We start from the raw sequence: 14,623 nt of genomic DNA on the forward strand, positions 1-14,623 counted from the left end.
GACCGCGATCCAGACTCGGGGGACTTCCGTCCCCCGCTAGCCGATGCCGTCGCCGTTCCATTGTCCCCGGCGACTGCGCGACGGACCGCACCGCGAAGCGACCGATCGCCGCGCCGCCCCTCGACCGTAGCGGTAGAATCAGAGTAGCTGCTCTGCTTCCGCTTTCTTCGGCATCGAATCATGCCTTCCAGTCGCGACCGCGACCTGCCTAATCCGTCGACGCGGTACTTTTCGCGCGGGACGCAGTTCCAACTGCTCGTCGGGCTGGCGGCATTGGCGGCAGCCTTCGCCATCGGGACCGAGGTAACGCGGCCTTTCTGGTCGCGGTGGGGGCTCGCCGATCCGCTTCCGCCCCCGCTGACCGCTTCGCAAATCGAGGCGATGCAGACGCCCGAGACGGAGAACGATCTTCGCGGCGACTGGACCATCGGGCCCGAACGTCTGCGGCGTCTCGACCCGGCGTCGGAGGAACCGCAGGGGGTCGATGCGGAGATCGACCGACGGTGGAGAAACGTCATCGAGGACCTGACGGTCGACCGGCGTTTCGAACTGCTGAACGTCCTGCTCGCGATTACCGGCGAACGCCCCGCGGCGCCTGCGAACGCTTCGCTCGAGTCGAGCGAAAATTCCGATCGCGTCTCGCCGGAGACCCTGACGGCGCTGCGAGAGGGGTGGGACCGGCAGCAGGCGACGCTCGCCGACATGCTGATCGGCGCAGAAAGCGGAGAAGCGTCGGGGGAAGGTCGACGTCTCATCGCATCGGTCCGCGAACGCGTCGACCAGCAGTTGGCCGCGCTCGATGCCGAGGGCGCACCTGCCGATCAGGAGAACGGCGAACGAGCAGAGGCGCTCGCGCCGGTCCTCCGGGCGTGGGATCGGGCCGCGCTCGATGCGGTCGCCGACGCTACTGCGACGGGCGACCCGGGCGACTTCGCATTGTGGTTTCGCCTGTTCGACCGCTTGTCGCACGTACCGGACGAAGCCCTTCGCGAAGCGGCAGGCGACGCCATGGCGGTGGCTGCGCTCGCGCGTCAGCCGCATGCGCATCGGGGGGAACTCTTCAAACTGGTCGGCACCGCCCGCGGCGGCAAATCGGTAAAGGCACAGTCGAATCCGCTGGGCATCGAGCGTTACTACGTCATCTGGGTGCAGCCCGACGACGATCGCGACGCCCTGGTCGCCGTCTACTCGCTCTCCAGGCCGGAAGGCTTCCCTGACCTGCCCGAGCAGACCGAGCTCGTTCGCTTCGCCTATCGCGTCGAGGCGCCGGTCTACTTCCTGAAGAAGATCGCCTACGAATCGAAGTCGACGATCAGCGTCTCGCCGCTGGTCCTGGCGCGCTCGTTCCGCTTCGAGCCTCCGCAACCCGAGGCGGCGACGGAGCCCCCTTCGCTCGCGGCGCTCACGATCGGCATGGGCCTGGCGACCGTCGCGGGCATCGGAGTCGTCGCCTATATCTACGCGAAAACCCGTCGCGGCTCGGACGAAGTCGAGGCGATGCCGGAACGGATCGATGAGAGTGCGCTGCGCAAACGCTTCGTCGAGTCGCCCTGATCCAGGTTCGCTCGAACCTGCGACGTCGCGATCGCTGTCGATCGCCGCTCGAAAGCCCGCGACGCTTGCACCGCAACTACGCGAGAACGCCATGTCTCTTCTGCGATCTTTCCGACTGACTTCGATCTTCCTCGCGCTCGCGCTGGCTATCGCGGCAGGGCCGCGACTTCGGGCTCAGGAACCGTCCGCGGAGCAGCCCGCCGCAGGCGACCTCGTCGCGGACGAAGCGCCGGCTGAAGACTCGCCGGTTGAAGAATCTCCCGCCGCGGAGGCGCCTTCCGCAGATACCGACGGATCGTCCGGCGCCGGCGAATCGCCGTTCTATGCTCTCTATGGAACGGCGGCTGCGTACCTGGAATCGCAGAAGCTCGGCCCGTCCGCGCTGCCGCCCCAACCGCTGAGGGAGGACGGCTACCTCACCGACGAAGCGTTCGTCTACGCGTTGCGCGTGCTCTATCAGTTCGGACGCATCTCCGGCGAGCGACTCGCGACCTGGGCCCGTCTGGAGAATCACGAATCGCCGCTCGATCCGGAAGCGTTGCCTCCGCTGGCGACCGTCGAATGGTCAGGCAAAGTGACGAAGGTCGACGCGGTCGAGGTTCCGGAAGAGCTCTATCTGGATCGAACGCGGGCGTATGTCCTGCACGTGCGGACGAATGACGAACCTTTCGTCGAATGGCGCATCCTGGTCGACCGGGCGCCGCAGGCCTGGCTGAAAGGTTCGCCCGATGCGGAGGCGTCCGGTTTCGCGGTCGTCCTGCCCGTCGCTGCTTCGGGAGATGCCCCCGTCGCCTGGGCAGTCGGCGGGTCGCCGACCTGGCGTCCGAGCGAACTGAATGAAAGGCTCGGCGTGACCCCGTCCCGTGCGGCGCTCGCTGCGTCGGGATTGAACCTGCTGGAACTCGACGGGCTGAAAGAGCGCGACAAGGCGGAGTTCGACGTCGCGGATCGCGAGGCGTTCTACGCCATGCTGCGCGCGACGCAGACGATCCCTGCCGCTGAGCGGGCGAAGCTTGCCCGGGACGTGACGCTGGTCGACCTGCTCACGAACGCCGACCGCTTCGTCGGGGAAGCGGTGCGGTTCCCCGCGCGCGTTCGTCGCATCACGCAGATTCGTATCGACGACTCCCGGGCGGTCCGGCTGCTGGGTCGCGAAACGTACTGGCAACTCGACTGCGTCTACGACCTCGACGGCCAGCCGATCCGCATGCGCGGCCGCCAGGGAGAAGATATCGTCTTCAACTCGACGTTCCCCGCGACGGTCTGCACGCTCGACCTGCCGCCCGAACTGGAAGAGGAGCGCCAGCGCTCGCTGGAACGCGGAGCGGGCGGGGAAATCAATCGGCAGACGATCGTCGAAGGCTATTTCTTTCGACTCTGGGCCTTTCCGACCGAACAGACCCGCGCCGCCGGAGGCGACGCGCTGCAGTTCGGCCCGCTGACGATCGGATCGATTCAGACGGTTCAGCCGCCCGAATACGACGGGTCGTGGACGTACTGGCTGCTGATCCCGGCGGGCATCGCGCTGTGCGGCCTGATGATCTTCCTCTGGCGGACTACGCGGGGCGACAGCCTGAACGAACGCGTGCGTGCCTCGCGGCTCGATCGCGGCGCGGAGAACATCGATCGCCTGAAGGGAATGGAGACCCGCGGCAAGCCCGACTTCACGAACTACGCCAAACGCGACGACGCCCGGTCGGATCACGAATAGCGCCCGCACATAGTCGCTCGCTGCGGAAGCCCTTGGTATTCTCAACATGGCGGGCGCGTAGTTCGAAACTTCGTCAACGATGATCCGGGGAGGCAGGCGCTTTGCGATATCGCGTCATCATTGAGCAGGATGAAGACGGCGTCTTCGTGGCTGAAGTCCCTGCGCTTCCTGGCTGTATTTCCGATGGGAAAACGCGTTCGGAAGCGATCGGCAATATCAAGGAAGCGATCGCCGGTTACCTGGAGAGTCTGCAAGCTCACGGCGAGCCGATTCCGCCATCCATCAGCGAAGAGATCGTAGAGGTCGGTCCGTGACGGCGTTGCCAGTCGTTTCGGGACGCGATGTGAAGCCTTCGTAGGGTGGGCCTTGGCCCACCTGTCGTTCGCACGGCCATCGACTCCGGAACTGCGTTACGTTCGGCGCGATGTGAGGCGTGACTTCTCCCCTCGCAGCAGATTTGATCCTAAGGATGGTGGGTCAAGACCCACCCTACTACAACGACTCGCTTTAAATCGTGAGTCTCAAGAGGGTGCCACTGGCTTTGCCAGTGCTGGACCGAACGGCTCGTTCGGACATGTTGGGCGATCGATCCAGACGCGGCACTGGCGGAGCCAGTGGCACCCGAACCCCTTCGGCAACCTACACGTTTAGGCGAGTCGCTGTACTACAGAAGCGATCGCCGCCGCGCACGAAAAAACGCCGCGATGGAGGGCGCGGCGTTTCCGGACGAACGAAACGATCGAAGGAGTCGAGCTACAGGCTCGAGAACTCCGAATTTCGTTCGCCGAGTTGGCTGTGCAGACGCTGCAGCAGGGCGCTGTGCATCTGGCTGACGCGACTTTCGGAAAGGCCGAGCGTCGCGCCGATCTCCTTCATCGTCAGTTCCTCGTAGTAGTAGAGGATGATGATGAGGCGCTCGTTGCGGCTCAGACCCTTCGTGACCAGTCGCATGAAGTCCTGCTTCTGGCTGCGACGCGTCGGATCCTCGCTCTTCTTGTCGGGAACGAGGTCCATCTCCTGCAGGTCCTTTTCGCCGTCGGCGTCCGACCGCTTCTTGTGCAGGCTGAGCATGTTGACCGTGGTCACCTGCGAGCGGAGCTGCGCGGTATCCGCGAGCGGCGCTTCCAGACGATCGGCCAGTTCCTGATCGGTCGGCGAACGTCCCAGTTCGCACTCCAGACGCTTCTGCATCTCGAGCAGCTTGTTCGCCCGCGTGCGGAGCAGCCGCGGAATCCAGTCCATGCCGCGCAGTTCGTCGAGGACGGCGCCGCGGATGCGCGGGGCGCAGTAGGTCTCGAACTTCACGCCCCGATCGGGATCGAACGCCTCGATCGCGCTGATCAGGCCGAACGACCCGGCCGAGACCAGGTCTTCCAGGTCGATCCCTTCGGGCAGTCGCTGCCGGATCTTCTCCGCGTTGTAGCGGACGATCGGCATGTACTCTTCGACCAAGCGGTTGCGCAGGCGCTTGTCGTCGGGAAAGCGCCGGAACGCTTCCCAGATCTTATCGATCAGATCGGACGACTCGAGCGTGGGGGCCATTCGATCCTCCGTGAACGTCATTCATCGATCGCGCCTTCGCGACCCGTCCGTCGCGCATCCGTGCGCCTACGTCAACATTCGCTTTGACGGTCGAATCGGGAACTCGACCGTACTTTTCTCTAACGCGTCTTTCGCCCTTCGTCGGCAGGCTGAACCTCGGCCTCGGAACGACGAGCTTCCTGCACGATCAGGCGTGCGATGATGCCGACGATATAGCCGAAGGCCGCAAAGCCTGCCATGGAAAAAATTGCAATTCGCGAGGCATCGTAAAGGTCCGCTCCGTACCACGCAGACTGCGCCGCGACGATCGCGAACGCGAGGGAGCCCAGGATGCCGGCGAACCGCTTTTCCATGACCGACGACGTGACTCAAGGAGCTTCGCAGAACCGCGTTTCAACGGACTCAGCCGACTTCGCGGACGTCTTCTTCGGCGGCTCGATCGGTTTCCGCCATGCGGAACAGTTCTTCGAACGCGGCGTCGTAACGAGCGCTCGCGTCGTCGTCCGTCGAGTCGACGATCGTGGAATCGAGTTTCATGAACTCCCATAGCGATCGGGCGACCCGCCGGGAGGCGTCGTCGCGCGCGTCGACGTCCTGTTCGTCCGCGATCAGCGTCGGCGTCTTTCCCGTGAGCGAGGCGGCGTGACGCTTCATCGAGGCGTACGTCCCGAGGATGGCGTCGTCGCCCGCTTCGAACGTCGCCGCGACGACGCGGGCCGACCGCACCAGATTCGCGGACAGGGGCGTCGCCGATCCTCCGATCGCGGCGAAGATGGCGTCGGCGTACGGCCCCAGCGCATCCAGATCGAGCAGGCTCGCCGAGAGCGAGGCGTCGTCCGGCAGCCAGTCTGCGGCGTCCGACTCTCCCCCCGTTAGAACGAGCAGCCCTTCCGGACCGCGAACCAGCGCTTCATGCAGCGACACGTCGTCAGACAACCATGACGCCAGCGCCCCCGTCGCAGGCAAGCCGCACAGCGAATGAATCGAGGGGTTTCTCAGATCGGCGTCGATGACGACGGTCCGCAGTCCCTGACGACTGAACCGCGTGGCGATTTCCAGGCACCACTTCGGCGCCGTCTCGCCGTCTCCGGGGCCGAGGAACACGGCCTGCCAGGGTCGGGGGGTGCGCCGTCTGCCCGCGTGCGAGCCTGCGGCGCGCTTCACCAGCATGCGCAGCGTCGCCGCCTGATCGTGGAGGTATCGATTCGGTTCGGACATGGTCGTTTATCGATCGCGAGGCGTGGATCGGCGCCGGTCGGGCGACTCGATCAGGCCGCGTTTTTCAGGCAGCGTTCTTAAGAAACGTATCGCTTCGGCTTTCGATGCTCGGTCTCGTCGTGCGGTTCGCCCGGTCGTTCCTCGTCCGATCGGTCTTCATCGGCGCTCCGATGAGGGCCCGAGCGATCCGCTTCGCGTCCGCCGGCGCCAGATCCTCAGGAACGCGCTGACCGTCGGCCAGGTAGAAAGTCGGCAAGTCGATCTGCGAGAGGGCAGGCCACAGATGGCCGCAGGCGATCTGCTCATCCAGCTTCGTCAGCACCAGTCCCGTCGGCGCGAGCGGCGAAAGCTTCTCGATCGCGGCGGCGAACGTGCCTGCGTGGGTGGAAGCGCTCGCGGTGACCCAGACGTGATCGACTTCCCCCGCATCCAGCACGCCCGCCAGTTCGTCGACGCTGCGTGCGTCGAGAGGACTTCTTCCTGCCGTGTCGACCAGGATCACGTCGCGATCGGAGAGTCGGTGCATCGCCTTCTGCATCTCCGCGGCTGAGGTGGCGATGCAGAGCGGAAGGTCCAGCAGCTTCGCATACTCTTCCAGTTGATCGACGGCGCCCATGCGATAGGTGTCGACGCCGATCAGGCCGACGCGAAGACCGTTATCGAGGGAGTACCTCGCCGCCAGCTTCGCCGCGGTGGTCGTCTTGCCCACGCCCGTCGCGCCGACGAGCGCGATACGGAGAGAACTTCCCGGCATCGGCAGCGCCCCCCGCTCGACGCGCAGCGCCGAAGCGAAGCGCCGGGCCAGGATCGGCAGAAGAGTCGCGGGCTGCGTCCGATCTTCGGACGATGCCGCGGCGAACAGCTGATCGAGTTCGGCTTCGATGGCGTCGGCAGGAAATTCGGCCCGGGCCAGAGCCTGACGAAGCGTCTTCCGGGCCTCGCGTTCGGCGGCGACGTCGCGTGATTCGGCAGCCTGCTTGCGAGGAGCCTGCGCCGGCGGCGGAACGACGACCGCCAGTCGCGGGGAAGCGACGAGCTCAGGCGCCGGCTTCGGCGTCGGCGGCACTGGGTTGACTTGGGAACGGTTCTCCGGGAACGGCACCACCTGCGGACGCTCTTCATCGTGGGTCGAACGTTCGCCGTCCTGGGCGAAAACTTCGACGCCGGCGACGCGGGCCTTGCCGAACCAGCGTTTCGTCCAGAGCGTCTCGGTCCGAACGATCAGCGCCTCCGGTCCGAGTTCCTCTCGAACCAGTCGCAACGCCTCGCGCATAGTTTCAGCGCGGTAGACGCGAACTTCGCTGACGGTCTCGACGCTCACGATTCAGGTTCTTTCGGTCGGTTCCGCTTACGCTTCCAAGTCCCGCACGATCCCGCGACTCACCGTGGCGGCGTCGCGGGAAACTTCCGCATACCCCAGCACCACCAGGTCGGGCAGGTCGCCGCGGGTCAGTTCCTTCACGCCCAGACGAATCCGCGGGCTGACGTACAGGATCGCCGGCTTCCCTTCGCGAACGAGCTTTTGCACCTCTTCGCGAATCTTGCGATTCGTCTTCTCCACGACCTCGGGCGACATACGCAGGAAGAAGCCCCGCTCGGTGTGATCGATGGCGGCGGCGATCCGTTCTTCCAGCGCCGGGTCGAGCATCACGACATGGACCTGCCCCTGATCGTCGCGATAGCGCGAGGTCAGCGTCCGCGACAGGCGGTGGCGCACGAACTCCGCCAGGTGCAGCGGATCCTGCGTCTTGCCCGCGTGATCGCCGATCGCTTCCAGGATCGTGGCCAGTTGTCGGATCGGCACGTCTTCCCGCAGCAGCGTCTGCAGAACCTGTTGCACCAGGCCCAGCTTCACGCCGGCGCCCGTCACGTCCTCGACCAGCGCCGGGGCATGCTTCTTCAGTTCGTCCAGCAGCTTCTTCGTCGCGTCGCGTCCGAGGAGCTGATCCGCATTGCGGCGGACGATCTCCTGCAGGTGCGTCGCGATCACCGCAGCGGGCTCGACGGTGGTGAAGCCGAGCATCTCGGCATGATCGCGGCTCGTCGCGTCGATCCAGAACGCCCGCTGATTGAACGCGGGGTCGCGAACTTCTTCGCCCGGGAGCGACGCGCCGGTGAGCGCCGTATCGAGGGCCAGGTACTGATCGGTGTAGACGCGGCCCGTGGCGATGGGGCTGGCCGAGATGCGGATGCGGTACTCGTTCTCGGCGAGGCCCATCTCGTCGAGCACGCGAATCCGCGGCATGACCAGGCCGATCTCTTCGGCGATCGACTCGCGAAGCTGCGACAGCCGGTCCATCAGGTCGCCGCCGCGACTGGGATCGGCCAGGCGAATGAGGCCGAGGCCGAGTTCCAACTCCATCGGATCGACGGCCAGCTTCTCCTGGATCTTCTCCTCGGCCGTCTTGGGCGGAGCGATCGGCTTGGCGGACGCATCTTTCTTCGCCTGTTCCGCGGCCGCGGCGACGGCCGGAGCCCGCTTCGTGATCATGGCGGCGATGCCGATGCAGCCGCCTCCCAGGATCATCAGCGGCAGCTTCGGCAGGCTCGTGAACATCAGCAGGAACACGAATCCGCCGGCGACGTAGAGCGCCTGCGGACGCGAGAACATCTGATGCAGGAACTCGACCGGCAGGTTGATCTTCTGCGTGCTACGAGTGACCAGCAGCGCCGAGGCGACCGCGATCAGGAAGGCCGGAATCTGGCTGACGAGCCCGTCGCCGATGGTGAGCTTGGTGAAGACCTCCGCCGCCTCGGCGAGTTCCATCTTCATCTCGAACATACCGACGTACAGGCCGCCGGCCGCGTTGATCGCGGTGATGATGATGCCCGCGATCGCGTCGCCGCGGACGAACTTCGCGGCGCCGTCCATGGCGCTGTAGAAGTCGGACTGCTGTCCCAGTTCGGCCCGTCGGCGCTGGGCTTCCTGTTCGTCGATGGCGCCGTTGTTCAGGTCGGCGTCGATCGCCATCTGGCGACCCGGCATGCCGTCAAGTTGGAACCGGGCGGCGACTTCCGAGATGCGCGTGGCGCCCTTCGTGATGACCACGAACTGGATGATCACGATGATCGCGAAGATGATGATCCCCACGATCAGACGATCGCCCGCGACGAACTCGCCGAAGTTACGGACCACCTCGCCCGCGGCGGCGAGATCCCGTCCGCCCGCGCCGGTGAGGATCAGCCGCGTCGTGGCGACGTTCAGCACCAGCCGGGCCATCGTCGACGCCAGGAGCAACGTCGGGAAGACGCTGAATTCGAGCGGCGTCCTCACGTAAATCGTGATCAGCAGGATCAACACGGAAACCGTGATGTTCCCGGCCAGCAGCAGGTCCATCAGGAAGACCGGCAGCGGGATCAGAATGACGAAAATGCTCGAGATGATCGCGAACGGCAGAACCAGATCGCGAAGATTCGCCAGCCGCATCGACCCTTCGCTCTTCCGTGAACGAATGAGGCAAAACCGCTCCTGCCGGTCCTCGTTCCGAGCCGCATCCTGCGACTCGAACGGCGTCTGGACCGACGCACGGATTCCCCGCGACGGCTCCCGTAGAGAGCGTCGGCGCAAGGTTTCCGCAACGACGGGAAATAGGGGATCGACGAACGATCGTCCAGAGCGGTTCTTTGCGCCGCCGCGGATTCCTCACCTAATCGATGCGATTTTTCGTACGATGGCCGACGCATCGAATCCCGCTTTTTGCATTTCTCCGGGAGGCAGCGAAATTGGTCGGCCTTTCCATGATCATGACGACGGGCACGGCGCCGATCTCGGCGGCCGAAGTCGCGGCGAATCTCGCGTCGAAATGGCCTGACGCTCCGGCCGCGACCGCATTGGAAGAGAGCGCCGATTCGCTCTCGCTGTCCTTCGGCGAGGCGTTCGCGATCATCGCTCGAATGCCCGCTCCCATTCCCTGGTCGGAACTGGAAGGTCCCTGCGCGACGAGCCTCCTCTGGAAGAACGCCGCGGAGGAAGTTTCCCGCCATACGCAGCACTGGCTCGTCACGCTGATGGGGATCGAGGAGCCGATCGCGCAGGCGACGCTGCTTACTCAGATCACCGCCGCAGCGACTGCCGCCTGTCCCGACGCCATCGGCGTCTACTGGGGCAACGCGACGCTGGTGATCCCGAAGGCGATCTTCGTCGAATTCGCGGAGACGATCCTCCCGCAGGGGCCGCCCCTCTTCATCTGGGTCGACTTCCGCGTCGGCAAGGATTCGGAAACGTCCTGCGCCGGGTTCACGCAGGGAATGCAGGCGCTGGGGCACATGGAACTGGAAACCCAGAAGGCGCCCGAGCCGCCCGGCGAGTTGCGGGAGCGCCTGATGAGCCTCGCCTCCTATGTGATCGAACACGGACCGATCATCCGCGACGGCGACACGATCGGCGAGGACGCGGACGAGAAGATTCGCGTCGTCTTTTCCCCTTCCGCGTACGGAAGCGAAGGTCGCGTCATGCGGCTGGTCTACGAATCAGCCTCGCCCGCGAAGCCATGGTGGAAGTTGTGGTGAGCAGGGCGGGGGAGTAACTTCTCCGCTGGGCTGACGTCCGACCTACCGTTACAACGGTGGTCGATTGCGGCAAGAATTCGCCCGCTCGCTTCGCTCTACGATCGCTCGCCCCATGTCCGAACCGTCGCCAGGCGGCGAGAGCCTCGTCCGGGGCGAAGCTCCGCCCCGCTATCTCACAACGTTCGACGCGATCGCCGTCATCGTCGGCGTGGTGATCGGTTCGGGCATCTTCGAGACGACGCCGCGCATCGCTGCCGCGGCGGGCGACGCGGTTACCTTCCTGGGCATCTGGGTCGTCGGCGCTCTCGTCGCTCTCGCAGGGGCGCTCTGCTTCGCGGAACTCGGTTCGCGATTCCCGGAAGAGGGAGGCGTCTACGCCTTTCTTCGCCGAGGGCTGGGGCGTCGCGTCGCAGTCTACTACGGCCTGTGCGACCTGCTGGCCATTCATCCCGCGACGATCGGGATGATGGCCTTCATTCATGCACGCTTCGCCGTCGTCTGGGCTCCCATCCCCGGCGTCACCGATGTCGACGTGGCGATTCGGATCCATGCCGCTTTCGCGATCGTCGTGTTCGCGGCGCTCAACTTCTTCAACCTGCGCGGCGGATCGCGAACGCAGAACGTGCTGAGCGTCGCGAAAGTCATCGGGCTGTCGCTGGCCTTCCTGGCCGGCTGCCTGGCGACGTTCAACGGATCTTCGCGCCCGGTCGCGGAATCGGCCGAGGTCGCCGCCCGATCGTTCTCCTGGGACGGGATCGGCCTCGCGTTCCTGTTCGTTCTCTTCACCTACGGCGGGTGGAACGATCTGACCTTCGTCGCGGGCGAGATCGAGAACCCCCGGAAGAAGCTCCGCCGCGCGCTGGTCGGCGGCGTGCTGACGGTAGCCCTGATCTACATCCTGCTCAACGCCTCGTTTCTCGGCGCGCTCGGCATCGACGGCATCGCCCGGTCGAAGAACGTCGTCGCGGACGTCGTCGGTCCGACGTTCGGCGACTGGGGGACGAAGGGGGTGGCGATGCTCGTCAGCCTGTGCGCCCTGGGCGCCGTCAACGGCTGCATCTTCACCGGTTCGCGGGTTTACATCGCGCTCGGACAGGACGTGCCGGTTCTGTCATTCCTCCGAACGTGGAGCGGCGGCACTCCCCGCATCGCCTTGGTCGTGCAGGCGATGTCGGCGCTGGCGATGATCGTCGCCCTCCGCAGCGAGGGGGGCTTCGACACGCTGCTCGTCTTCTCGACCCCCTTCTTCTGGGCGTTCATGTCGCTCGCCGGAGTCGTCTACTTCCTGGTGATCCTGCGTTACGCTCCGGCCTGGCTCTGGATCGTGATGGCCATGGTCGGCCTGCACGGTTCGGTAATCCGAGTCTTCGATTCCGGCGTCAACACAGGCAAGCAGGTGGCGTCGCCGTTCGGCGCTCTGTTCGGCGTCGTTTATCTCGGCTCGACGGTCTACCTCGTCTACTGCTCGGTCACGTACGCCTGGTCGCAGGAGCGGCTACCCGTGATGGGATATCCGGTCTCGATCTTCGCCGTGACGGCGGCGCTGGCGCTGGCGCTTGCCGTCGCTGCGGTCGTCCTGACCGATCGCCAGCCGATTCCGCGGGACGGGAAGAAGTCCGAGTGACGCGCATCGACGACCATCGACAAGCCGGCAAACCTTGCCTGACCGTCAAATTCGCTGAAGCGCTGCTCCTGACGAGCCGATAGCTCGGAGACGCCGAAGTCGTCGGACCGCTCTGGGTCCACGCGCGGCTGACCCGAGGGAACCGCCGATGCGATCTGCTGCCTACGCCGAACCGACTCTGCGAGGATCGCTTCGCGACGGCGAACGCGGACGCAAGTTCCGCAGCGAATCGAACGAGATCGACGAGCCGATCGACGGCGACGGACTCTCCGCTGCCGGACTGACCGCCGCCGGCGACCTCCCGCCGCAGGCGCTGGACGCCGCGCGTCGCGAAATCGATCGCCTGGTGCAGGAGATCGCCGAAAGCGCCGCGACCTCGCACAGCTCCGCCGACTTCTTCGCCTCCTTCGTGGAACGCTCCGTCCGCGCGATCGCCGCGGAGGGGGGCATCCTCTGGGAGAAGCGCGACGGTCGCTGGCACATTCTCGCCCGACAAGGCTCCGCCGCGCAGGCGATCGTCGGCGACAGGCAGTCGCTCGCCCGCCACGCGGCGCTGCTCGATTCGCTGGACGCTTCTTCGCCCAGCCGATCGCTGCTGCCGCATGCCGCCGACGCCGAGGGCGCCGCGCTCAACCCGACGCCGCATCTGATGCTGCTGTCGCGGATCGACGCGCCGGGCGGCACGCCGAAAGTACTCGAGGCGCTCCAACGACCCGTCGGCGGACCCGTCTCGCATCGCAACTATCTTCGCTTCCTCGAACGTCTCGCCGCGTACGCCGCCGACTTTTGCCGCCGCCAGGAACGTCAGACGCTGGCCGATCGACGGCAGGATCTCGAACGGATCGAGAGCTTCCTTCGCGCCATCCACGGCTCGCTGGAGATCGAACCGACCGCCGACGCGATCGTCAACGAGGGCCGGACGTTTCTCGACGCCGATCGCGTTTCGCTCGCTCTTTGCGGACGTCGAAGCTGCCAGATCATCGCGATCAGCGGCGTCGATCAGATCCACCGCCGCGCGGGCGAAGTCCGTCGCCTGGAAGCGCTCGCCGCCGCGACGCTCCGCCAGGGGGAGACGTTCTTCTATGACGGCAGCGCGGAGAACCTGCCGCCGCAGATCGAGAAGCGACTCGCTCCGCATCTCGACCAGTCGCAGACGCGCAGCCTGGCGATCGTTCCGCTCTTCAAGAAGCAGAAGGCCGACGCCCCGCCGAAGCGCCGCCGACCGATCGCCTGCCTGATCGTCGAGTTCGCACAGGGCCATCCGTGGACCGACGGCGAACGGGCGCGGCTCGATCGCACGGCAGGTCATATCCAGGACGCGATGAACGTGTCGCTCGCCTACTCCGCCATTCCGGCCTTGCCGGTCTGGAAGGCGATGGTCGCCGTCAGCAGTCTCTTGGGGCTAAAGCGGCTGCCGTGGGTGGCGCTCGCCGCGGCGACGATCGGCGGGGCAGGGTACTGGCTCGCGACCACGCCCGGCGATCTCGACATGGCCTGTGAAGGGAAGGTGCGACCCTCCATCCGCCGGCACGTCTTCGCGCCCGCCGACGGCAAGGTCGCCAAACTGCTCGTCACGTCCGAACAGCCGGTCGCCGCGGGTCAGCCTCTCGCGCAACTGGCCAGTCCCGATCTGGAAGTGGAGATCGTCGAACTGCTGGGCGAACAAAGGGCGCTCGAAGAGCGCCGCTCCGCCGTCGCCAGGACGCTCCTCGACCAGGCGCTCACCCGCGCGGAAAAGACCAAGGCAGGCGGCGAACTCGAACAGATCGAAGAGCAGCGTCGCACGCTCGCGCAGAAACTCGAACTGAAGCGACAACAGGAAGCGGAGCTGCTCGTCACGGCGCCCGTCGCCGGCGTGGTCGCGACCTGGCAGCTCGAAGACCTGCTCCTGCGTCGCCCCGTGCAGAAGGGCCAGCGCCTGCTGACCGTGCAGGATCCGGCGGGCGAGTGGGAACTGGAACTCTTCCTGCCGGAGAAGCGCTTCCGCTTCGTTCGCGAAACCTGGGAAACGGCTCAGAAGGAAGGGCGTCCGACCGAGGTCGAGTTCATTCTCGCCTCGCATCCGGAAACCGAACTCAAGGGAACGATCGTCGCGATCGAACCCCATGCCGACGTCTTCGATCCCGAGGCAGGCAACTGCGTCCGGATGCGTGCGGCGATCGATAAGAGCCAGCTTCCCGATCTTCGCGACGGGTCGCTCGTCTCCGCCCGGGTGAAGTGCGGCGAAGCGTCGCTCGCCTATGTCCTGACGCAGGAAGCGCTCGACACGGTGCAGGCCAAGGTGGCGTTCTACCTCCCTTGGTGAACGCCTTCCGCCCGTCGCGACTCTGAACGAACGAAGCAGGGATGCTCCGAATGTCTGAACGAACCAGCCAACTCTCGCGTCGGATCCGCTCGTTCGCGGCCGCGTCTGCCCTTGCGGCGACGAGCGTCGCGTGGGCACAGCCTCCGTACGCCGCCCAGCC

11 protein-coding genes are annotated in these 14,623 nt (G+C 65.8%); 6 read left to right on the forward strand and 5 right to left on the reverse strand.

Features of this window, described 5'->3' with window-relative positions:
• Window positions 1–180 precede the first annotated feature (180 nt).
• The 3 genes from SH602x_RS18840 (at window position 181) to SH602x_RS18850 (ending at window position 3,579) form a co-directional block, all read left to right on the forward strand.
• The gene (locus tag SH602x_RS18840; protein WP_479473782.1) at window positions 181–1,554 is read left to right on the forward strand and encodes a hypothetical protein; all 1,374 of its coding nucleotides are present in this window, start codon (window positions 181–183) and stop codon (window positions 1,552–1,554) included.
• 91 nt (window positions 1,555–1,645) lie between these two features.
• On the forward strand, window positions 1,646–3,265 hold the full coding sequence (locus SH602x_RS18845) for a hypothetical protein (protein WP_479473783.1): 1,620 nt from the start codon (window positions 1,646–1,648) through the stop codon (window positions 3,263–3,265).
• 101 nt (window positions 3,266–3,366) lie between these two features.
• On the forward strand, window positions 3,367–3,579 hold the full coding sequence (locus tag SH602x_RS18850; RefSeq protein WP_479473784.1) for a type II toxin-antitoxin system HicB family antitoxin: 213 nt from the start codon (window positions 3,367–3,369) through the stop codon (window positions 3,577–3,579).
• Between the two features lie 439 nt (window positions 3,580–4,018).
• On the opposite strand, the gene SH602x_RS18855 is transcribed toward SH602x_RS18850, so the two are convergent.
• The 5 genes from SH602x_RS18855 to flhA form a co-directional block, all read right to left on the reverse strand.
• Window positions 4,019–4,807 (reverse strand): FliA/WhiG family RNA polymerase sigma factor, encoded by a 789-nt coding sequence (locus SH602x_RS18855; RefSeq protein WP_479473785.1) that lies wholly within the window; start codon window positions 4,805–4,807, stop codon window positions 4,019–4,021.
• A gap of 119 nt (window positions 4,808–4,926) precedes the next feature.
• Window positions 4,927–5,160, reverse strand: a complete 234-nt coding sequence (locus SH602x_RS18860) for a hypothetical protein (RefSeq protein WP_479473786.1) — start codon at window positions 5,158–5,160, stop codon at window positions 4,927–4,929.
• A gap of 49 nt (window positions 5,161–5,209) precedes the next feature.
• On the reverse strand, window positions 5,210–6,025 hold the full coding sequence (locus SH602x_RS18865; protein WP_479473787.1) for a MinD/ParA family ATP-binding protein: 816 nt from the start codon (window positions 6,023–6,025) through the stop codon (window positions 5,210–5,212).
• A 64-nt stretch (window positions 6,026–6,089) separates the two neighbouring features.
• A complete protein-coding gene (locus SH602x_RS18870) occupies window positions 6,090–7,346 on the reverse strand; it encodes a flagellar biosynthesis protein FlhF (protein ID WP_479473788.1) in 1,257 nt (418 codons plus the stop codon).
• A gap of 27 nt (window positions 7,347–7,373) precedes the next feature.
• A complete protein-coding gene (gene flhA, locus SH602x_RS18875) occupies window positions 7,374–9,452 on the reverse strand; it encodes a flagellar biosynthesis protein FlhA (protein ID WP_479471506.1) in 2,079 nt (692 codons plus the stop codon).
• Between the two features lie 311 nt (window positions 9,453–9,763).
• On the opposite strand from flhA, the gene SH602x_RS18880 reads away from it, so the two are divergent.
• From SH602x_RS18880 to SH602x_RS18890, 3 genes are all read left to right on the forward strand, one after another.
• Entirely contained in the window at window positions 9,764–10,534 is a 771-nt protein-coding gene (locus SH602x_RS18880; RefSeq protein ID WP_479473789.1) for a DUF4261 domain-containing protein, read from the forward strand.
• A gap of 112 nt (window positions 10,535–10,646) precedes the next feature.
• On the forward strand, window positions 10,647–12,158 hold the full coding sequence (locus SH602x_RS18885) for an APC family permease (protein WP_479473790.1): 1,512 nt from the start codon (window positions 10,647–10,649) through the stop codon (window positions 12,156–12,158).
• A gap of 148 nt (window positions 12,159–12,306) precedes the next feature.
• Window positions 12,307–14,463: a GAF domain-containing protein gene (locus SH602x_RS18890; RefSeq protein WP_479473791.1), complete on the forward strand. Its 2,157-nt coding sequence runs from the start codon at window positions 12,307–12,309 to the stop codon at window positions 14,461–14,463.
• Window positions 14,464–14,623: the final 160 nt, after the last annotated feature.

The sequence above is a fragment of the Lignipirellula cremea genome (assembly GCF_056501455.1).